The organism is Chryseobacterium lacus (genome assembly GCF_003336205.1).
In the GTDB taxonomy this organism is placed as follows: domain Bacteria; phylum Bacteroidota; class Bacteroidia; order Flavobacteriales; family Weeksellaceae; genus Chryseobacterium_A; species Chryseobacterium_A lacus.
This window is the reverse complement of record NZ_QPIE01000004.1, coordinates 176,162-196,282: the sequence shown is the minus strand read 5'-3', so window position 1 is coordinate 196,282 and position 20,121 is coordinate 176,162. Positions and strand designations below refer to the sequence as shown.

General features: G+C 42.0%; 18 protein-coding genes. 12 read left to right on the top strand and 6 right to left on the bottom strand.

Features of this window, described 5'->3' with window-relative positions; all coding sequences use genetic code 11:
* Positions 1–17: 17 nt before the first annotated feature.
* A complete protein-coding gene (locus tag DQ356_RS06400) occupies positions 18–1,301 on the bottom strand; it encodes a restriction endonuclease subunit S (RefSeq protein WP_114303645.1) in 1,284 nt (427 codons plus the stop codon).
* A complete protein-coding gene (locus tag DQ356_RS06395; protein WP_114303644.1) occupies positions 1,270–2,835 on the bottom strand; it encodes a type I restriction-modification system subunit M in 1,566 nt (521 codons plus the stop codon). The genes DQ356_RS06400 and DQ356_RS06395 overlap by 32 nt, the downstream gene beginning before the upstream one ends.
* A 614-nt stretch (positions 2,836–3,449) precedes the next feature.
* Here DQ356_RS06395 and DQ356_RS06390 point away from each other — a divergent pair.
* From DQ356_RS06390 to DQ356_RS06370, 3 genes are all read left to right on the top strand, one after another.
* Complete coding sequence (locus DQ356_RS06390; RefSeq protein WP_114303643.1) at positions 3,450–4,091, top strand: DUF6266 family protein; 642 nt, start codon at positions 3,450–3,452, stop codon at positions 4,089–4,091.
* Positions 4,092–4,798: 707 nt separating this feature from the next.
* Positions 4,799–5,080, top strand: coding sequence for a hypothetical protein (locus DQ356_RS06375; RefSeq protein ID WP_114303640.1), 282 nt, complete (start codon positions 4,799–4,801; stop codon positions 5,078–5,080).
* Between the two features lie 1,283 nt (positions 5,081–6,363).
* Positions 6,364–7,230, top strand: a complete 867-nt coding sequence (locus tag DQ356_RS06370; RefSeq protein WP_114303639.1) for a sigma-70 family RNA polymerase sigma factor — start codon at positions 6,364–6,366, stop codon at positions 7,228–7,230.
* A gap of 90 nt (positions 7,231–7,320) precedes the next feature.
* On the opposite strand, the gene DQ356_RS06365 is transcribed toward DQ356_RS06370, so the two are convergent.
* Positions 7,321–8,106 carry a DUF4349 domain-containing protein gene (locus tag DQ356_RS06365; RefSeq protein ID WP_228420666.1) on the bottom strand — a complete coding sequence of 262 codons (786 nt, stop codon included), beginning with the start codon at positions 8,104–8,106 and terminating at the stop codon, positions 7,321–7,323.
* Positions 8,107–8,250: 144 nt separating this feature from the next.
* Between DQ356_RS06365 and DQ356_RS06360 the strand changes: the two genes are divergently transcribed.
* Complete coding sequence (locus tag DQ356_RS06360) at positions 8,251–8,883, top strand: hypothetical protein (RefSeq protein ID WP_114303637.1); 633 nt, start codon at positions 8,251–8,253, stop codon at positions 8,881–8,883.
* A 31-nt stretch (positions 8,884–8,914) separates the two neighbouring features.
* On the opposite strand, the gene DQ356_RS06355 is transcribed toward DQ356_RS06360, so the two are convergent.
* The 3 genes from DQ356_RS06355 to DQ356_RS06345 all read right to left on the bottom strand — a co-directional run bounded on the left by DQ356_RS06355 (position 8,915) and on the right by DQ356_RS06345 (position 10,841).
* Complete coding sequence (locus DQ356_RS06355) at positions 8,915–9,637, bottom strand: LuxR C-terminal-related transcriptional regulator (RefSeq protein WP_114303636.1); 723 nt, start codon at positions 9,635–9,637, stop codon at positions 8,915–8,917.
* A 186-nt stretch (positions 9,638–9,823) separates the two neighbouring features.
* A complete protein-coding gene (locus DQ356_RS06350; RefSeq protein ID WP_114303635.1) occupies positions 9,824–10,093 on the bottom strand; it encodes a prevent-host-death protein in 270 nt (89 codons plus the stop codon).
* A 103-nt stretch (positions 10,094–10,196) separates the two neighbouring features.
* Entirely contained in the window at positions 10,197–10,841 is a 645-nt protein-coding gene (locus DQ356_RS06345; protein ID WP_114303634.1) for a protein-L-isoaspartate(D-aspartate) O-methyltransferase, read from the bottom strand.
* Between the two features lie 121 nt (positions 10,842–10,962).
* Here DQ356_RS06345 and DQ356_RS06340 point away from each other — a divergent pair, with 121 nt between their 5' ends.
* The 8 genes from DQ356_RS06340 to DQ356_RS06305 all read left to right on the top strand — a co-directional run bounded on the left by DQ356_RS06340 (position 10,963) and on the right by DQ356_RS06305 (position 20,101).
* Positions 10,963–11,928: a Gfo/Idh/MocA family protein gene (locus DQ356_RS06340; protein WP_114303788.1), complete on the top strand. Its 966-nt coding sequence runs from the start codon at positions 10,963–10,965 to the stop codon at positions 11,926–11,928.
* 27 nt (positions 11,929–11,955) lie between these two features.
* Positions 11,956–12,780 (top strand): M23 family metallopeptidase, encoded by an 825-nt coding sequence (locus tag DQ356_RS11325; protein ID WP_114303633.1) that lies wholly within the window; start codon positions 11,956–11,958, stop codon positions 12,778–12,780.
* Between the two features lie 57 nt (positions 12,781–12,837).
* On the top strand, positions 12,838–15,294 hold the full coding sequence (locus DQ356_RS06330) for an ATP-binding protein (protein ID WP_114303632.1): 2,457 nt from the start codon (positions 12,838–12,840) through the stop codon (positions 15,292–15,294).
* A complete protein-coding gene (locus DQ356_RS06325; RefSeq protein WP_114303631.1) occupies positions 15,291–15,656 on the top strand; it encodes a response regulator transcription factor in 366 nt (121 codons plus the stop codon). The genes DQ356_RS06330 and DQ356_RS06325 overlap by 4 nt, the downstream gene beginning before the upstream one ends.
* Position 15,657: 1 nt before the next feature.
* Entirely contained in the window at positions 15,658–16,875 is a 1,218-nt protein-coding gene (locus DQ356_RS06320) for a YaiO family outer membrane beta-barrel protein (RefSeq protein WP_114303630.1), read from the top strand.
* A gap of 12 nt (positions 16,876–16,887) precedes the next feature.
* A complete protein-coding gene (locus DQ356_RS06315) occupies positions 16,888–17,706 on the top strand; it encodes a hypothetical protein (protein WP_114303629.1) in 819 nt (272 codons plus the stop codon).
* Positions 17,703–19,133, top strand: coding sequence for a glycosyltransferase (locus tag DQ356_RS06310; RefSeq protein WP_114303628.1), 1,431 nt, complete (start codon positions 17,703–17,705; stop codon positions 19,131–19,133). The genes DQ356_RS06315 and DQ356_RS06310 overlap by 4 nt, the downstream gene beginning before the upstream one ends.
* Before the next feature lie 77 nt (positions 19,134–19,210).
* Positions 19,211–20,101: a 3-hydroxybutyryl-CoA dehydrogenase gene (locus DQ356_RS06305; protein WP_114303627.1), complete on the top strand. Its 891-nt coding sequence runs from the start codon at positions 19,211–19,213 to the stop codon at positions 20,099–20,101.
* The last annotated feature ends 20 nt before the right edge of the window (positions 20,102–20,121 follow it).

The following is a 20,121-nucleotide window of genomic DNA, read 5'->3' as shown; positions in this document are numbered from 1 at the left end:
GTTATTAGTTTTTTATTTTAAGCACTCACTTCCTCCCCAACCGCCAACCGCGACAACAACAAACTTTGCAGTTGCGTGAGTTTTTGGTTTTGTTCTTTATAATTTTTAATTATTTCAAACTTTGTATATATTTCTTTGTTAAATGCCAACAATAAGTTCTCTGAAGGTTTTATAATCGACAGATTATTTAAGTTACCTTGGTTAATTTTTAATTGAACTCCACCTGTAATTATATCAGAAACATTTGTGTTTTTTAGCAAAAGATAAAGTGAGTTCTCATCAAATCCATTTTTACCTTTTAAAACGTGTGCGTGATTATTAACCCAAAATTTACCCCAAACATATTGTAATACTGGGCTGCCATCATTATTCATAACTGTTCCATCCTCTCCTAAAAGAATATAAGTTCCATCAAAAATATAATCATCAATATAATCCATTAGTGCAGCTGCTCCATAATATGGATATAATCCTTTTTCTTTGATACGATCTGATGCAGTTATGGGTTTTCGTTTAGAATCAAAATTATCAAAAATGTCTTTTAAAATCCCAACTTCCCATCCCTCCGGAATCTCCTTCCCAAGTTCCTCATTCCAAACCATTTTACCGCCGGAAGATTTGTAGCCTTTTTGCTTGGTAGCATATAAACTTGTTTCCTCGGCAACCAAGGCAGGGATTGCTTTGTCGTTCGTTCCGCTCTCCTCGCAATGACCGACCGGAAATTCAAAATCCACAAACCAATGTTTATATAAAGCCTGCGCAGTTGCTTCCAGTTTCTCGCAAATCTGGTCGTTGACTTTTATTTTGTTGGCTATGCTTTGGTATTGCGCAACAATCTGTCGCTGTTCTTCGATGGTGGGAATAGGTAATTCAACTTCGCACATATCTGCCCAATCAAAAGTTTCTCTCGTACTGCCGTGAGAATGAAATCTTACATATCTGTCAAACTCAGGTCTGGAAAACCACATCATTAAATATTCAGGAAGTAATTCTTCCGTATCAATCACTTCAAAAACGACATAGATTTGAGAAACCAATGCTTTATCATACTGATCGGATAAAGCAATGGAGATCTTATCTCCGTTTCTGGACGTTACAGTTCCGTAGGCAAATTGTCCTTTTTCAATGATTTTATAGGTGGACATGTCCGTTCCTATCACATTGGCAATTGATGGAATCAGTTTTTTAGTAATGCTAACCCCTAAAAGAACTTCGGTTTCCAAATCCTTGTTCCGAACATTAACCTGTTGAATATAATTTCCTAACCTTTTATAACTCATATCCCAAAGTTTTAAAAACATTGGAAACCTCTTCTTTCAACTGGCTTTCCTGCTGAAACAAATCTTGCAAATCAGTCCGTAAACTTTGCATCTGCTCAGCATAATCCAGACTTTCATCACGGTTGACAAACTCAATATATTTACTCGGCACCAAAGAATAATCTTTTTTGCGGATGTCTTCCAGACTGGCACTGTAAGAATATTCAGGAATATCCTGATACGTTTCCTGCCAGTCTCGCTGTTGCCAATTGTGATAATGAGTCGCTATTTCAGTAATCTCTTCTTCGCCAAACTGAATAAACTTCTTTTCAAACGGCTCCCCTTTCTGCCTCAGATCCATAAACAGAACTTCGCCTTTTCGGTTACGGTAATTTTTAATGCCGTCGTTCACTTCAAAAGTTCTTTCGTTTTTATTGCGGTTCAGAATCCAGAGCGTCACCGAAATATCGGTGGAATAAAACATGGCTCTTGGTAAAATCACAATCGCTTCCACCAAATCGTTTTCAATAATCTGCTTCCTTATCTTATATTCTTCGCCACCACCGCTCAGCGCCCCGTTTGCCAAAATAAATCCGGCAACCCCATTCTGAGAAAGCTTGGAGACCATATTCAGAATCCACGCATAGTTGGCATTGGATTTTGGGGGTACTTCATAGCCTGCCCATCTTGGGTCGTTAGTCAGTTCGTTTTCCGCACGCCAGTCCTTTAAATTAAAAGGTGGATTCGCCATAATATAGTCGGCTTTCAGGTCTTTGTGCTGGTCGTCGCTAAAGGTATCAGCCGCTTTATTCCCCAAATTGGAAGAAATCCCACGGATGGCGAGATTCATCTTTGCCAGTTTATAGGTTGTGTTGGTCAACTCCTGACCGTAGATAGAAACATCTTTTTTGTTTCCCTTATGCTTTTCAATAAACTTCAGCGACTGTACAAACATACCACCCGAACCACATGAGGGATCATAGATTTTTCCTTTGTAAGGCTCTATCATTTCAGCTATCAGGTTAACAATAGATTTTGGCGTGTAGAATTCCCCTTTTCCTTTCCCTTCGGCAATGGCAAATTTGCTCAGGAAATACTCATACACCCGCCCCACAATATCGTGGGCTTCATCTCGTAGCGTATCAATATTATTGATGGTATCCAGCAAAGCCGAGAACTTCGACTGATCCAGTCCCAGACGTGAAAAGTAATTGTCGGGTAAAGCTCCTTCCAGCGATTTGTTGGTGCGCTCAATGGTTTTCAGGGAGGAATCTACAATCAGGGTAATATTTTCCTGCTTGGCATTTTCCATAATGAAAGTCCATCGTGACTCCTCGGGAAGATAGAACACATTTTCCGCCTGATAGAATTCGGGAATATCCAGAAAAGCTTCTTTGTGTTCGTTGATCAGTTCTTGTCTTCGTCTCAGAAATTTGTCATTCGCAAACTTGAGGAAGATCAGGCTCAACACCACATGTTTATATTCGGACGGTTCTACAGAACCTCTTAATTTATTGGCGGAATCCCAGAGGATTTCTTCGGTACTTTTTGTTTTTGCAGCTGTTTTCTTTGCCATGAATAATGTTCGGAACGGTTATTAGCGATGTTTCTATCTTTTCACTCAACGTAATGGAAAGGACCACTTCAGTCAGCATATATTAATAGAAATTCAAATATAACAAAAAAACCGCATTGTTTTTACGGAATCTGTTAAGAGTCAGGAATAAAAAACAAGCAGAAAAAATGAGCGACCCAGCTCTCCGAAGCCGCCTCACTTCGAAGCGGTCATTAATTATCAAACAACGGTCAGAACTTCTTTACCAATCTTTCTGGCTGTTCAGTAGGGCTGAAGAACACAGCCGTGTCAAATAATATTGGAAGGGTCTATATACCAAATAAAATGAATATTTCTCGAAAGGTTTCTGTTCGGGTCTTGCTCGGGATTCGTTCGGGTCACCTTCGGAAAATAACGGTGTTTTCCGAAGCGCATCCGAAGAACATGCGAACAACGCTTGAACGATTCATGACAAAACGGGTTTTCCTGCCCTGTTTAAAATAAGAAAATCCTGATTACACTATACAGTTTACCCGCACAAACAGTAAATAACATGAAAAAACAGGCGAAGAATTCTCTTCCGTTGCACGCCGCTATACATTTGTCCCAATATTAACCCCCAAAAAATTTATACAATGGGAAAGTTACAAAAGGGAATCCTCGGTGGATTCAGTGGTACCGTAGGTACCGTAGTAGGTTCTAACTGGAGAGGCAAGGATATTATCCGAAGCCGTCCGAAATCGTCAGGCAAAGCGCCGACGGAAGCACAGCTGCTTCAGCGGCTGAAATTCAAGCTGGTAATCGGCTTTGTAACTCCGCTACAGAGTATTCAGCGGCAGTTTTTTGCCGGCAACTCAGGAGTGAAGTCACGGATGAACAAGGCCGTGTCGTATCACATCCGCGAAGCCGTGGAAGTACTGAACGGTGAACCCTTTTTGATGTACAGCAAAGTACTCATCACCAAGGGTGATCTGGCTGATCCGCAGAATGCAGTGGTAACCGCTGCGGCAGGCGGCCAGCTGAATTACAGTTGGGACGACAACAGCGGCCAGGCCAATGCGGCGGCAGATGATGTGTTCTGCACGGTAGTATTCTGTGAGGAACTGGGCACTTTCGCCCTCTATGACAGTTCAGTAACCCGTGCTGATGCGCTGGCTGCACAGTCTGTTCCCGGCACGATGACGGGCAAACCGGTTCAGGTGTATTGTTATTTCCGGAATTCTGTGGGCGGCAGCGCCAGCAACTCGGCTTATCTGGGAGAAACAGTGATTCTGTAGGAAACCAATGTTGAACGGAACCGCAGGAGAGCAATCTTCTGCGGTTTTTTTGACTAAAAAAGGCCAAAAAAATGGAAGTCGGAAAGCCTTTTTATATAACAAAATAGTTTGTATTGCCCATCATAACGCCCAAACAGAAAAGGAATGTCCTGACAGAATTATTTTAACACATTCAATAAATCGCACACGCCAAACACAATTCCCTCTCATCCAAGCCTTTACTGCTAACAATCATGCAAAAACTGTCCTTTTTTTTCATTGTAAGATGCAGTTTTGTCCACGAAATGATAAAGAGACCAACAGGAATTAAATTCTATCTACCGGAAATAATAAAATGAAAATGAAGAGCCGGAACCGATATAAAAGCGATCTCCGGGTATGTAAGTTTGATAAAAAGCTTCAAATAACCCATGCCCAGGGCGTACCACTTTTTTTTGTTCCGGTTAGTCAACTTTGAATCATACCAAAAAATAAACAATGAAAACCAAATTTTTCTGATTTGGCGTAACACTTTTATTTATCAGGGCGGGTCAAATTTGTACGATAGCCACGATTAAACTGATAAGCAAATACATTATGAAAACCAAATTTTTCTGATTGCGCGTAACACTTTTTTTTATCAGGACGAGTCAAATTTGCACTATTACAAGGATTAAACTGAGAAATGAAAAAGAAATAATGATAATCAAATTAAAAAATCAATAATAATGAAAAACATTAAATGGATGAAGAAGCCCCCTGTTTTAAGAAACACTGATTCAAAATTATTTTCTAACCTAAAAAATAATAATCTTATGAAAAAACCAAAACTTTTCATTGACCCTGTGGATTATATGAACATCCACGGCTGTTGTCAGACCACGGCACAAAGGAAACTAGCCCAATTGCGCAAACAATATGGTGTGCCACCACGAAAACCGCTCCCCATACAGGTTTACTGCCGGCATTTCGATGTTGAAATAGAAGATGTTCGTCGGCACTTCGCCTGAAATCTGTTCCGAAGGATGATACTTTTGACAGACGATTGAGATGCAATAACGGCCCGAGGTCAGGAGACCTCGCACAGCGAGTGATTCCAGGACGGTCATTTTGTGCAATCCTTCGGATACTCTTCGGGTCGTGTTCGGTAAACCTTCGGTAAATGCCCCTTTTTACCGAACACGACCCGAACACGACCCGAAGAACAACCGAACAAATACAGAAATGGTTAATTGGTGAATCGGTAAATCGGTTAGAAGGGCTGATTTGGTGATGTGTGGATTTGCCTTCTTCGCTTATATGATTATTTTGACTTGTCCTAAATAGGTTTACACAAAAAAGTGCAAAAATGAATAAAAAAAGTAAAGCCATTTCAGGACGGGTTATGGTCAGGAAAACTAAGGAGGAAGAACTATAACAGAAATTTTAGTCATGAAAATACGGCTGTATAGTTCATTTAGGATTATCAACTATATTTGTATAGTTATATCAGGATTAATTTATAACCTGTATCGTTATTTCAGGACGGGTCAATAAGGTAACTACGGGGTATATACGGGGTATGTACGGGGTATGTACGGGGTATGTACGGGTGAAGTATGGAGGTAAAGAATTTTGGAGATGCAAAGTCCCTGTTTTAGCGGTTTTAGGGGAGCTAAGACACGGATTTGAACTACCATTAAACGACCAAATGCTTTGAAGTATGAAGCATCCCAACCGTCAGCCATCAGCCGTTAGCAGTTTTGCAAATCAGCAAATCAGCAAATTCGCAAATCACCACACCCACTCCCCTAAACAACTAACCAATTAATCAAATAACCTTCTCAAACAAATAACCATCTCAACGCTTTGCCTTTTCATCTGCGAAAATCTGCGAAATCCGTGAGAACTAAAATCCGCGCTGGCTTCGAGAGCCTCAGCCACCCGAGCCGTCCGACCCAACCTTCACCATTCACCATTCACTAGTCAAGCCTCTTACCTTTTGCCTTTTTACCTTTTACCTTAGAAGAGCAAATCCGCAAATCCGCTCCCTAAATAACTAACCGATTCACACACTCTCCATACCCGAACTTCGTACCTCGCATCACTTTCTCGTTTACGGGGTAAAAGAAAATCTGTTCCTGTCCGCCATAAACAATTAACCGATTAATCTGCTTTCACCAAATTCGCAAATTCGCTCCCTAATCAATTAACCGTTTAACCAATTAACCGATTAACCCTTTTTGTAACCTTTCAGGGTATCGCATCGTATATATAATTAGAGCCCGTTTAAAAGAGGGGTAAATTTTTGTAAATGAGACAGTTAAAAATCACAAAACAGGTTACCAACAGGGAAACCGCATCGCTTGACAAGTATCTTCAGGAAATCGGTAAAGTGGAACTGATTACTGCAGACGAAGAAGTAGATCTGGCACAAAGAATCCGCGCCGGCGACAGGGCCGCACTGGAAAAACTCATCAAAGCCAACCTTCGTTTCGTAGTGTCTGTATCCAAGCAATACCAAAACCAGGGATTGTCGCTTCCGGACCTGATTAATGAAGGCAACCTCGGACTGATGAAAGCGGCCAAAAGGTATGACGAAACCAGAGGTTTTAAGTTTATTTCCTACGCCGTATGGTGGATCAGGCAGAGTATTCTTCAGGCCCTTGCAGAACAGTCGAGAATTGTAAGGCTTCCTTTGAACAAAATTGGTTCCATCAATAAAATCAACAAAGCGTACGCCCACCTGGAGCAGGAAAACGAAAGACCTCCTTCCCCGGAAGAACTGGCAGAAGTGCTGGATATGAGCGAAGAAGACATCAAGGAATCCATGAAAAACAGCGGCCGTCACCTTTCGATGGATGCCCCACTGGTAGAAGGTGAAGATTCCAATTTATACGATGTGCTGCGTTCCGGCGAATCGCCAAGCCCGGATAAGGACTTGATGCTGGAATCTCTTCAGATTGAAATTGAAAGAGCACTGCAAACGCTGACCCAAAGAGAAGCGGATTTGGTGCGCCTCTATTTCGGACTGAACGGAAAGCATCCGATGACGCTGGAAGAAATCGGAGAAACCTTCGACCTCACCCGTGAGCGCGTTCGCCAGATTAAAGAAAAAGCGATCAAAAGGCTGAAACACAATACGAGAAGTAAAATCCTGAAGTCGTACTTAGGGAAATAAATCTTCAAAAATAAAGAGCAGAGCAGGTTTTCATAAGCCTGCTTTTTTTGTGAAAAGATAACAAGAATAAGTAATTCACCTTGTCTTCTTCTATCTTTTTCTTCTTCGGTATCTCCGGATGCCCCATCCTGCGAGGATTCCCAGCAACACGAAAGGCCAGATGTTGACGAGCATCACGAAAAACCAGATCAGGTTATCCCAACCGTTTCGGAACCCGTTCCGGAATTTCTGCCCGAACACTGTTTCGTGCGGCACATTTTCATAGAAGGTAACGGAGAGCGTTGAGAAGGCCACATTATTCTGAAGGTATTTCAGGCGGCCTTCGACAGATTCTATATCGGTGCGCAATTCATTCGCCTGCTTTTCAATCTCTACGATTTCGGTAACGTTTTTAGCTTGTTTCAGCAAATCGATATAGCGCTGTTCCAGTTCTTTTTTGGTTTTGAGTCTGGCTTCAATATCGACAAACTCTTCGGTAATGTCGCGGACGTTAATTTCCTTGTTGTCAAATTTTTCCACTCCGGTTGTTACTTCTTTCAACAGCTGATCAAACTGATTTGCAGGAACCCGGATCACGACAGTATTGCTGATACGGCCGGGCGATTTGTATTCCTGATCCGAGGAAATATAACTTTTGTTCTTTTTCACTGCTTCCGCCACGGTTTTTCGGGTTTCTGCCATATCGGAAGTTTCAAACTCCACCCTGCCCTCTTTGATCAGTTTTCTCTCCGGCGATTCACCATAGTTCTCTTCAACCTGTGGTGCCGCCATGGCTTTCTCAGGCAACTGGAGTGCCATTTCACTGCTTTCAGCATTTTGTGAACAGGAGGAAAAAATCAGCAATACAATGATGAACAGTAAACGATGGTATTTCATGATGGTAGGTTTCTTCAGTTTATTCACAAATGATGATAAAGCTACAAAATAAATCGAATAGGACAATAGAAATGTATTGCTATTTAATATTTATGTTTGGTCTGATTTTCGTGCCAATTTTGAATCCTTTTAAAATCCAAAGCTATGAAACCAAAAGAAATTCCGGGTGTTCCCCGACATGAAAAAGGAGGTTTTCATGATACGGAAAGTACAGCAAAGACCTCCGCGAACCTTGTGGATGAAAAATTTGAGATTCTGAAACAGCGTTTTTTGGATGTTAATTCATGGAAAGAAAATAGTGCGGTGGGTGCTTCCGAATTTAAACTCTTTTCTAAAAACGGCCAACCCGCAAACCGCCGTCCGGAAATCGGGGACAAAATCAGAATCAACATTCCGGGACCTGGAGGTATACAGACCGACAGCTATGACTGGGTGGATGTCATTGATTACAGAGAAACCAAAAATGCAGATGAAGGAACCTTCAGTATTGTGATGACCTGCCGCCCAGCTCATCCTCCCCGCCAGGAAAATGAGGAAAACATTGCGCATTTTTATGGTGATGATGCAACGTCTACTTTTAGGATTACCAAAGGTAAAGATTATGTCATGGCCTCCGTGCACGGCCGGAATGAAAAGCCGAATACGAAGAAAGCCGGTTGGCTGGACGCGGTCCGCAATTTCTTCATCGGCAGCGGCGGAATTCTGGGCGCAGGGAAAGCCCAGTGGAAACTGCTGACCGAAGGTTTGATTTCCGGGCTGGAGGATGAAGATAAGTAACCTACTTTTAACAGAAATCAAATGATTGCGGTCACACCCATCCTTCTTTCGTTGCTTTCACCAGAAGATCCTGAACATTGATACAGCCGGACTTTTGTAAAATATTTTTCCGGTGATTGCGCACCGTGTGGATGCTGCGGTTCAGTTTCTGTGCGATGGCTTCGCTGGTGAGGCCCTGCACCATCATAGCGAGTATTTCTTTTTCCTTTTCTGAAAACGGATGTTCCTCACTCATCACATTGTAATACGAAGGTTGTCCCTCTAACCCAATGAAATGCAGCTGAGAATCGCTCTGGTTTTTTACATGGGAAATATCCGAATGGATGACTTTGGTTTTTACTAAATTTCCATCCACCATCTCGGAGGCAAACGCCTGCTGCAATATTCGGACATAAGCTCCGGAACTGGTTTTCAGCCTGAAATCATGCACGATGTAATACTGATCCTGAAGTTCGGTTGGCAGTTCGCGACAGAATTCCAGGGCTCTGGTTTCGTGAGCGATGAACTTTTCTTTATCTTCCGGATGAATGATCTCAAACAGAAATTCGATGGTGAAGTCTTCCGGTTCATAGCCCAAAACCGTCTGTATTTCGGGGCTTACAAAATCGATCCTTGCGGTGATACAATTATAGATAAAGGAATAAATCCGGAACGGAACAATATTTTTACTGGTCAGAATCCCATGTTCGAAATCAGGATTATTTTCATGCGCAAAAATTTCAACTCCCTTTTCTAATAGCTCCTTCAGTTTCATTATGTGCCGATTTTAAATATAGATGTTCGCCCGAAAGCATTCCTCTTGTTAAAGTTTCTGATGATGAAAAGACTACTCTGCGTTATAAGGGTTCAATATATAAAATTATTTATAGAAAAAAGGAAAAGCAGTTAAATCTCATAAAACAGCCTGCAACATGGCTGCAGGCTTAGGTCTTATATACTCTTATTCCCCCGGATCTTCCTGATAATTTTTATTGTTTTCCCAGGCATCATCGTAGGCTTTGTGCTGGTTTTCCCACGCATCGGGTGGTGATGCATTCTTCATGGTGTTCAGGAAACCGTCGCGGGTCGCTTCCTCATTGCGGCTGCGCATTTCGCGAAGATATTCCTGCGCTTTCTTATTGTATTCTTCCATGGACTGGTTCGGGCTGTTGGCTTTATTGCTTTCGATATTGCTGAAGTCCTGTGACCGCTTAAACTGATTGTTATCCATAATGCTATTATTTTATAATTGTTCTGTAAAAATAGATCTACAAAAACAATTTTCATTACAGCATCTTTTTGAATCGTTACAGTATATTCAGCAAAGAATAAAGTTATTGGGTATTGTTCAGCATGGGAACGAACTTGTAAATTCCGAACGCCTCCTTTTCGATTTCGGTTGCGGATATTTTGGTAAAACGGTACAGCACCTGCTGATCCTGTGCACCTAAGGGAATCACCATTTTCCCACCAATCCGCAATTGTTTAAGGAGTTCCACCGGAAGTTCTTCAGCACCACAGGTCACGAGAATTTTGTCGAAAGGCGCAAAAGTGGGCAGTCCGGCGAAGCCGTCACCAAAACTCTGAAACCGGGGTTTCAGGTGCAGTTCTGAAAGTTTTTTCCGGGAAAAATCAAAGAGGTCTTTCTGCCTTTCCACTGTGAAGACCAACGTTTTCATGGCCACCAATACCGCAGTCTGGTAACCGCAGCCGGTTCCAATTTCCAGCACTTTTTCCCCTTCCTTTAATGCTAAGAGTTCGGTTTGTTCCGCAACCGTTGAAGGATGGGAGATGGTTTGCTGCGCTGCAATCGGAAAAGCCCGGTCTTCGTAAGCAAAATCTTCAAAAATACTCTCTATAAACAAATGCCTCGGCACTTCATTCATGGCCGTCAGTACTTTTTCATCTGAAATCCCTGCCCCCCGTAGATAGGCAATCAGCTGTTTACGTTTCCCCTTGTGTAAAAATGAGTCCTGCATGATGATCAAAAGCTTACAAAATAACAAAACTAAACCTTTTCCCACGGAAAAGCAACTTCAACTTTCGCTGGTCTGCTTCTGCAAATCGCCTCAATTGATTATCTTTGGGCAAACTAAAAATATGCTGAAAGCAGGCTTGGTGGGCGCAGGACATTTGGGTAAAATTCATTTGAAACTGCTGGCCCAATCGGAAAAATACGAACTCGTGGGTTTTCATGATGTGGATGCAGACAACGGCAAAAAACTGGAAGCCGAATTCGGATACCGGTATTTTGACGATTTCGACGAGCTGTTACAACATATCGATATGCTGGATATCGTAACGCCAACGTTGTATCATTATGATTACGCCCTGAAAGCGATTGAAAACCGGAAACATTTTTTCATTGAAAAACCCATTACCCAAACCCTGGAAGAAGCCGAAGAGATTCTTCAGAAATGCCGAGAATTTGGCATTAAGGCACAGGTAGGCCATGTGGAACGCTACAATCCGGCTTTTATCGCCACGAAAGAATACATCAACAACCCGATGTTTATTGAGATTCACCGTCTGGCAGAATTTAATCCGCGCGGAACCGATGTTTCAGTTGTTCTCGATCTGATGATTCACGATCTGGATATTCTGTTGAGCCTGGTAAAATCGAAGGTAAAATACATTCATGCTTCGGGAGTTTGTGTGGTTTCCAAAACGCCTGATATCTGCAATGCCCGCATTGAGTTTGAAAACGGCTGTGTCGCGAACCTTACCACTTCCAGAATCTCGATGAAAGCCATGAGAAAGTCGAGGTTTTTCCAGCAGGACGCCTATATTTCCGTGGACTTTCTGGAGAAAAAAGCAGAAGTGATCCGGATGAAAGAAGCGCCTGAATTTCCCACGCCTTTTGATATGATTATTGAAAATGCCGACGGAGAGAAGAATCAGATTCTTTTTGAATATCCGAATATTCAGCCGAACAACGCCATTCTGGACGAACTGAACTCTTTTGCAGATGCCGTAACCGAAAATAAAAACGTAGAAGTTTCGTTAGAAGACGGTACCGAAGCTTTAAAAGTAGCTTTGGAGATTATGAAAATGATTTCATACTAATTAAAAATCTTATTTTAAATCCTGCGAATGCTCAAGAATGTTACAGCCTTTTTATTTATTCTGATTTCAGGTTTGGTTTTCGCTCAACAGCAATGGAACGTTCGTTTTTATCATGAAACTGAGGGTCAGGAAGCTGTTATTTATGCTGATAATCCTGAGATCATGCCGATGTCGGCTCAGCTCAGCTATACACTGCAGAATATGAAATCCACGCTTCCTTCCGGAACTACGGTGGTGCTTCCGCCATTATCTGAAAAGACAGAAATCATGAGGCTTACGAAAATAAAACAAAATGCCTCCAACCGTTTTTCATATCAAACCTTGATCAATTTCGGTAATGTACTTCTGGAGGAATATGATGAAGATCATCTATATACGCTGCCGTTTGAAAACGGAAAAACCCAGCTGATTTTCCAGGGATACCGAGGAAAACTTTCTCACCATAACGCTGATGCTTTGGATTTTGACTTGAATGTGGGCGATAAAGTATTCGCGGCGCGCGGCGGTCTGGTCGTTGAAGCAGTGGAAAACAACACCCGAAACTGTCCGGATATTTCCTGTGCGAAATTCAACAATTATATCCTGATCCTTCACAGCGACGGCACCTTTGCCGAATACAGCCATCTGAAACACAACGGTTCCGAAGTGCTGAAAGGCGATGTTGTGCAACAGGGACAATTCATTGGATACAGCGGAAATACAGGGTATTCTACAGGTCCGCATCTCCATTTTTCGGTTTTTATCAACCGTATTGACGGGAAAAGAGATTATCTTAAAACAAAATTCCGGACAGCGGAAGTTCCTGAAGGCGAATTGCTGAAAGAAAAACAAAAGTATCGGCGGGATTACTAGAAATTCCTTATCTTCATACCGTCGTATTGTTTATATCTCTTATCATTTTCATTATTCATGAAGCAAATCCAAAACGATATTTCACGCCTGCAAGATCTCCTTTCCTACCAGATTATGCACACCCGGGAAGAAGAGTGTTTTAATGAACTGGCTCAGCTGGTATCTTTTATCTGTGATGTTCCTGCCGGGCTGATAACTTTTATTGATGATAAAGTACAGTGGTATAAAGCCAAAGTAGGTACCGAAAATACAGAAGTTCCCTATGAACAGACCATCTGTCAGTATGCTCTCATAGAAGATGATCTGTTGGAAATTCCTAATACACTGGAGGATGCACGGCTGTTGGACAATCCCAATGTACAGCAGGAAAACGGCGTACGGTTCTATATTGGTGTTCCGCTGCGCAGTGCTTCCGGACATATCATCGGTACGGTATGCGCGTTCGATATGGTGCCGAAAACACTGACAAAGGAACAGAAAGAATCCCTGAAAATCGTAGCCCGGCAAACGATGCATCTCTTGGAACTCACCAAAAGAAACCGGGAACTTGAGAATGAAATCAGTCAGATTCTGGAAGAAAAAATAGAAAAAGCACAGGTTCAGATCAGGCAGGTAGAAGAAGCTTATAACACGCTGTTCCGCGCCATAGCTAAATCCAACCCGGTTATTGAATTTTCTCCTGAAGGTACAATACTGTATGTGAACCGGCAGTATGAAGAAATTCTGGGATATACTTCAGAAGAACTAATAGGCATGCCCCACAGTATACTCCTTATGGAAGAAGATCTGGCTCACAATACTGGTTTCTGGGAAGCGCTACAACGGGGAGAATTTCAATCCGGAATATTCCGAAGGCTGCATAAGGACGGTTCTGTGCTCTGGATTTACGCTACTTACAGCCCTATTCTGAATGAAAATGACGAAGTGATCAAAGTAACCAAAATCGCCAGAAACATCACCTTGGAAATTGCTGCCAATGAAAATCTGCAGGAATCTAAAAGACTTGCAGACGAGCTGAGTATTCAGAAAGATCGCTTTATTGCCAATATGAGTCACGAAATCCGCACCCCCATCAACGCCATCCTGGGTTTTACCGAAATACTGCTGGAAGAAGAAACAGAAGAAAAGAAACTCAATTATCTTAAATCTGTAAAAAATGCAGGCGATAATCTTCTGTATCTGGTGAACGACATTCTGGATTTTTCTAAGATTGAAAGCGGACATTTTCAGGCAGAGAGCAAAACATTTCCTTTATGCAATACCATTAAAAATACTTTTTATCTTCTGGAAGTATCGGCAAAGAAAAAAGATATTATATATCAATATTTTATAGAAGAAGATGTGCCAGACTGGATCACCGGCGACCGCCTAAGGCTGTCACAGATTCTGCTGAATCTTCTGAACAATGCCATCAAATTTACTGCAGAAGGCGAAGTAAGTTTACGGGTTTCACTTCTAGACAACTCCACCTTGAAATTTGACATCCGGGATACTGGTATCGGCATTCCGGAAGATCAGATCGACACGATTTTCGACCGGTTCCGTCAGGCAGAAGAAAGTACTTCAAGAAAATATGGCGGCACAGGTCTGGGACTCAATATTTCAAAACAGCTGGTAGAAAAACAGAACGGAAGGATATGGGTAAAAAGCGAACTGGGAAAAGGGTCTGTCTTTTCCTTCATTCTACCTTTCGAAAAAGCAGAAGACAATACTGAAGATACAGAAGAGAAAAAGGAGAGTTTACCGAAGCTGAAACTCGGAACACGGGTGCTCCTCTGTGAAGATAATGAGCTGAACCAAAAACTCATGCGCGCCCTGTTTACCGATACCGACTACCTCCTCGACATTGCAGAAAACGGAATAAAAGGTTTGGAACTGCTCCGCAATAACAGTTATGATCTGATACTGATGGATATACAAATGCCCGAAATGGACGGGTATGAAACCACCAGAATTATTCGCGATGAAATGAAATTAAATCTTCCTATCATCGCAATCACCGCTCATTCCACTGAAAATGAAAAGGAGAAATGTCTTAAAATCGGAATGAACGAATGCCTGTCAAAACCTTTTCAGAAAAAAGTACTTTTTGATCTTATCCATTATTGGTCCCATCAGCCAACTATTGCGGATCATGAAAACCGGGAAGTGCTCACATCTGAAGTTCCGGTATTACAACTGGATTATCTGAAAGAAATTGCGGTGAATGATGACGCATTTATTGCATCCATGCTGGAAACCTTCACCGTAAACAGCGTGCAAAGTAAAGAAAACATGCAGAAAGCTATTGAAGAAAATGACGCTGAAAATATCCGGAAAACCGTTCATTCTTTGAAATCATCTTTTGGGGTCATCGGTTCGGATGATACGCTATTGCAGGCCATTGAAAGTCAGATCATCCTCCAGGAAGATCCCTCGGTTTTACCTTTAATAATGCCGCTTTTGGAACAGCTTTTTCAGCGGATAGACCAAATAAATGAGGAAATCAGTTTTTATTTATCCAAAAAGTCATGAAGAAAATTGTATTGATAGAAGACGAAGAGATTTTAAGGAAATCCTTAGCCCATTTCCTTACTTCCAAAAGTTATCTTGTTTTGGAATTCGACAATGGTCTGGATGCCATCAGTTATATTGAGAAGGAATACCCGTCCATTGATCTCGTAATAACCGATCTGTTTCTGCCGTTCAAAGGTGGCCATCAGGTGGTGCAGGCCTGCAAAGAAATTGAAGGAGCCCAGATGCCGGTGATGGTACTCACAGCCTCCGGAGTAGAAGAAACAGAACTCGATCTGCTGAATATGGGCGCTGATGATTTTATTACCAAACCCTTCAGCCCGTCTGTACTTTTAAAAAGAATTGAAAAACTCATGGCTTGAAATGAAAGATATTAAAATTTATTTTGTTGCCGGTTTTCTGGCACTATCATCAGTTCTTTCCGCACAGGAGAATCCTGATATGGATTTTAAAAAAGCGCAGGAACTGGCCAAAGAACAGCGGTTTTCAGAATCTATTGCACTGATTCAGCCTCTTCATCTCCGATTCCCCGACAATGCAGATTACACCGTGTATCTGGCATCGCTTTATTTCTGGAGTGGAGATTATGACGCTGCGACAGAATTGCTGAAAAAACTGCGTGCTGAAAACGGATCCAGTAAAGAGGCATTCGACCTGCTGCTGAGAGTACGGATGGGGAATAAAGAATATCATACTGCAATCCAAATGGCCAAAGAAGGGAAACAGAAATTTCCGGAAACTGTCGATTTCTATATTTTGCAGGAAGCTGTGGCACTTGAAAAAACAGGAAAATATTCGGAAGCCCTGACGCTTTTAGACGACCTCAGCAAAACTTCACCGTATTTCAAAGATGCAGAGTATCTGCAAACCAAACTCGATAAGAAGAAAAAAAACAATATTGTTCTCGGACATTTTTTCACCGATTACGACAATTCTCCTCAGGCATATCACATCACTCATCTTGAATATTCACGCCGGTATGAGCGGTTTACTCTGGCAGGCCGCATCAATTATGGACAATCCTATACCGATGAAATACAGGGAGAAGCAGATGCTTATATGAAACTGAATCGTGAAGGTTACTTTTATCTGAATGCGGGCATATCAGGAGGAAAAATATTTCCGCAATACAAACTTGGCGGCGAATATTTTCATGAATTCAAGAAAATAACCGCTTCGCTGGGCGCCCGGTACCTTGCCTTTAATGAAAATAATAAAACACTTTTGCTCACCGGACATGCCGGCTGGAATATAGACACCTGGAAACTGGAATACCGTCATTATCTTTCGGAAAACAACAGCGAATGGCTGTCGTCGGGAATCGTCAACATCAGAAAGAATTTTGAAGCCACAGAATCCTACGCACAACTCGAACTGCAGTACGGAACACTCCCCTATTTCTTTTTGAATAATGAATCCTTACTTCGGCTGAGTGCCTACAGAATCGGAATCAGCTCAAAACTCCGTATTCAGAGAAATTTTTTCATTCATCCCGTGATCATGTATGAACGAGAAGAATTTGTTCCGGATGAATTCAGAAACAGAATAACTGCGCAGCTCAGCCTCAGCAAACGTTTTTAAAAATAAAGAAAAGTGAATCAGTTTCAGCATTACGATTTTCAGTTACAGCTCATTCTGGCGCTTTTGGCGACCTTCATTTTGATGTTTGCTTTGTTTTTTTTTCTGACTTATTACAGCAGATATCGAAGAATTAAAAAAAGCAGAACAAAAATATACTATCAGGAAATTATCGATAAAGTCTTATTTGATCTTCTTTTTGATGAACATACCGATCCGAGCACTGCTGCCGCTATTTTTAAAACGAAAACACAAAACCACCGAATCGCATCGAAACTCGGCTTGAAATCTCTTATGGTTCTTCACAGGAATTACAGCGGCCAGCTGAGATTAAAACTGGAAAGTTTTTACGTACAGAGCGGACTGAGCCAATATTCTTTCAATAAACTCAATTCCCGCGACTGGTCTAAAGTAGTAGAAGGCATCCGCGATCTCTCCACGATGAATCATCAACCTGCCTACAAGGCCATTTCAGATCAGCTTCGGCATCCCAAATTGGTAGTGAGAAGTGAAGCCTTCATTGCTCTTGTCGTATTAAGGGGAACAGAAGAGTTGCAAAAGCTGCGAAACAGTGATCTGTATCTGGATGACTGGGCACAAAGTAATATTCTCTACAACCTGAAACGAACCGCCATGAAGCCACCCACCCATCCGCAGCACCTCCTGGAAAGTCCGAATGAAACCATCCGGCTGCTTGCTGCAAGATTAATAGAATATTATCAGATGTTTCAACATACCGGTGCGATTGAAAATGCGATTGTCACCACGGGAAATAACACGCTGAGAAACAAACTACAGATCGTATTAAACCGAATTAAAAATGAACAGCCATGACAGGTATTGATTGGGTAGATTCCGGAATTTATATTTTCAACTACGTCATTCTTGCATTTGCTGTGAGTGTGATGCTTTCGTATATCATTCTGGCTGTTATTTCTGCCACAGCGCTGAAATCATACCATAAGAAAAACCGGTTCGTCAATTACAATGCGTTGCTCTCGCTGAAAGGGGCTCCGTGGATTTCAATTGTCGCGCCGGCGTATAATGAAGGAGTCGTTATTATTGAAAGTATCAACTCACTTCTGTCGATTAATTACAATAATTTTGAAGTCATCGTAGTGAACGATGGAAGCAGCGACAATACAATGGAACTGCTGATAAACGCTTATCAGCTGGAAGTAACCGATCGTCCGCTCACCTCCGCTATCCCATCCAAAAAAATAAAGGCAGTCTATAAGTCGTCTAACCCAGCGTTTTCCAAACTATTGGTCATTGATAAAGAAAACGGAAAAAAAGCAGATGCCATCAATGCCGGAATTAATGTCTCCAATATGCCCTACGTTGTATGTATCGATGTAGACTGCATTATGGATAAAGATGTACTGCTGAAACTGGCCAAACCATTTCTGGAACAGCACAGCAAAAGAATTATTGCGACCGGTGGCGTGGTGCGTATTGCCAATTCGTGTGTCATTAAAGCCGGAAAACTGATCAAAGTGAACGCTCCCGACAATCTCGTCGCCAGAGCTCAGGTTCTCGAATATCTTAGAGCCTTCCTGTTGGGACGAATGGCCTGGGCAAAACTCGACGGGCTGCTGCTTATCAGCGGGGCCTTTGGGATGTTCGACAGGGAAATTGTCGTGAAAGCCGGCGGTTATGATACCAATACCGTAGGAGAGGATATGGAACTCGTGGTTCGCATGAGGAGATATATGATTGACAATAAACTCGAATACGATGTGAAATATATTCCGGATCCACTGTGCTGGACCGAAGCGCCGGAGAGTTACGAAGTGCTTCGCAAACAGCGCAGCAGATGGACCCGCGGAACAATGGAAACTCTGTGGATTCACAAAAAAATACTGCTGAATCCAAAATATAAAGTTATCGGAATGGTGAGCTACCCTTACTGGCTTCTGTATGAGTATTTGGCTCCCCTCCTTGAGTTTGCCGGCATCCTGATGTCAGTGCTTTTCGTTTCGTTGGGCATTCTGGAATGGAAATTTTTCCTTCTCCTTTTTGCGATGGTGTACGCTTTTTCAGTCATGTTCTCCATGATGGCGATTTATACCGAAGAAGCCACCTTCCGGAGATACACCACCTTCCGGGATCTTAACAAACTGGTGGCGATTGCTTTTCTGGAACCGCTCTTTTTTCATCCATTCACGGTGTATGCCGCACTGAAAGGAAATTGGGAAAAAATGAAAGGACAAAAAGGTTGGGGAGAAATGTCACGGAAAGGTTTTAAGACATCCAGCTAAAAGAATCGTATCCCCTCATTTCTCTAAACCCTTCAATTTTATTATCTTTAGGCCTTTCAAAAATCAAATATAAAAACATGAAGAATATTGTTGTTATCGGTGCCGGAACTATGGGAAACGGCATCGCACACACTTTTGCACAAACCAATTTTAAAGTCAATCTGGTGGATGTTTCGCAGGAAGCGCTGGACAAAGGCCTGAAAACCATCAGCACGAATCTGGACAGAATCATTGCCAAAGGCAACCTTACAGAACAACAAAAAAACGAAACACTCGGCAACATCACCATCTTCACCCAGCTTTCTGATGCCTGCGGAAATGCAGATTTAATCGTGGAAGCGGCGACCGAGAATCAGGAATTAAAACTGAAAATCTTTACGCAGATGGACGAACTGGCTCCTGAAAACTGCATTCTGGCGACCAATACTTCTTCTATTTCTATTACCAAAATTGCTGCCGCCACCAAAAGACCTGAAAAAGTGATCGGAATGCACTTTATGAATCCTGTTCCGATCATGAAACTGGTAGAAATCATCAAAGGATATTCTACTTCAAAGGAAACTTTCGATGCGGTATACGAAATGTCGAAAACCTTAGGGAAAGTTCCGGTAGAAGTGAACGATTATCCCGGATTTGTAGCCAACAGAATTCTGATGCCGATGATTAATGAAGCCATTGAAACACTCTATAACGGCGTAGCCGGCGTTGAAGAAATTGATACCGTCATGAAACTCGGAATGGCACATCCAATGGGGCCGCTTCAGTTGGCAGATTTTATCGGTCTGGATGTTTGCCTGGCTATTTTGAACGTGATGTACGACGGTTTCAAAAACCCGAAATACGCTCCGAATCCTTTGTTGGTGAATATGGTGATGGCCGGAAAAATGGGGGTAAAATCCGGTGAAGGTTTCTATGATTATTCTGAAAGCCGAAAAGCCGAAAAAGTTGCGAAGATGTTTTTGAAATAATCTTCTTTTTCCCTTAAATC

What these genes read in the sequence shown, in the direction of transcription:
- DQ356_RS06400 (WP_114303645.1), bottom strand. Translation starts at nt 1,301, where the DNA reads ATGTTTTTAAAACTTTGGGATATGAGTTATAAAAGGTTAGGAAATTAT.
- DQ356_RS06395 (WP_114303644.1), bottom strand. Translation starts at nt 2,835, where the DNA reads ATGGCAAAGAAAACAGCTGCAAAAACAAAAAGTACCGAAGAAATCCTC.
- DQ356_RS06390 (WP_114303643.1), top strand. Translation starts at nt 3,450, where the DNA reads ATGGGAAAGTTACAAAAGGGAATCCTCGGTGGATTCAGTGGTACCGTA.
- DQ356_RS06375 (WP_114303640.1), top strand. Translation starts at nt 4,799, where the DNA reads ATGAAAAACATTAAATGGATGAAGAAGCCCCCTGTTTTAAGAAACACT.
- DQ356_RS06370 (WP_114303639.1), top strand. Translation starts at nt 6,364, where the DNA reads ATGAGACAGTTAAAAATCACAAAACAGGTTACCAACAGGGAAACCGCA.
- DQ356_RS06365 (WP_228420666.1), bottom strand. Translation starts at nt 8,106, where the DNA reads ATGAAATACCATCGTTTACTGTTCATCATTGTATTGCTGATTTTTTCC.
- DQ356_RS06360 (WP_114303637.1), top strand. Translation starts at nt 8,251, where the DNA reads ATGAAACCAAAAGAAATTCCGGGTGTTCCCCGACATGAAAAAGGAGGT.
- DQ356_RS06355 (WP_114303636.1), bottom strand. Translation starts at nt 9,637, where the DNA reads ATGAAACTGAAGGAGCTATTAGAAAAGGGAGTTGAAATTTTTGCGCAT.
- DQ356_RS06350 (WP_114303635.1), bottom strand. Translation starts at nt 10,093, where the DNA reads ATGGATAACAATCAGTTTAAGCGGTCACAGGACTTCAGCAATATCGAA.
- DQ356_RS06345 (WP_114303634.1), bottom strand. Translation starts at nt 10,841, where the DNA reads ATGCAGGACTCATTTTTACACAAGGGGAAACGTAAACAGCTGATTGCC.
- DQ356_RS06340 (WP_114303788.1), top strand. Translation starts at nt 10,963, where the DNA reads ATGCTGAAAGCAGGCTTGGTGGGCGCAGGACATTTGGGTAAAATTCAT.
- DQ356_RS11325 (WP_114303633.1), top strand. Translation starts at nt 11,956, where the DNA reads ATGCTCAAGAATGTTACAGCCTTTTTATTTATTCTGATTTCAGGTTTG.
- DQ356_RS06330 (WP_114303632.1), top strand. Translation starts at nt 12,838, where the DNA reads ATGAAGCAAATCCAAAACGATATTTCACGCCTGCAAGATCTCCTTTCC.
- DQ356_RS06325 (WP_114303631.1), top strand. Translation starts at nt 15,291, where the DNA reads ATGAAGAAAATTGTATTGATAGAAGACGAAGAGATTTTAAGGAAATCC.
- DQ356_RS06320 (WP_114303630.1), top strand. Translation starts at nt 15,658, where the DNA reads ATGAAAGATATTAAAATTTATTTTGTTGCCGGTTTTCTGGCACTATCA.
- DQ356_RS06310 (WP_114303628.1), top strand. Translation starts at nt 17,703, where the DNA reads ATGACAGGTATTGATTGGGTAGATTCCGGAATTTATATTTTCAACTAC.
- DQ356_RS06305 (WP_114303627.1), top strand. Translation starts at nt 19,211, where the DNA reads ATGAAGAATATTGTTGTTATCGGTGCCGGAACTATGGGAAACGGCATC.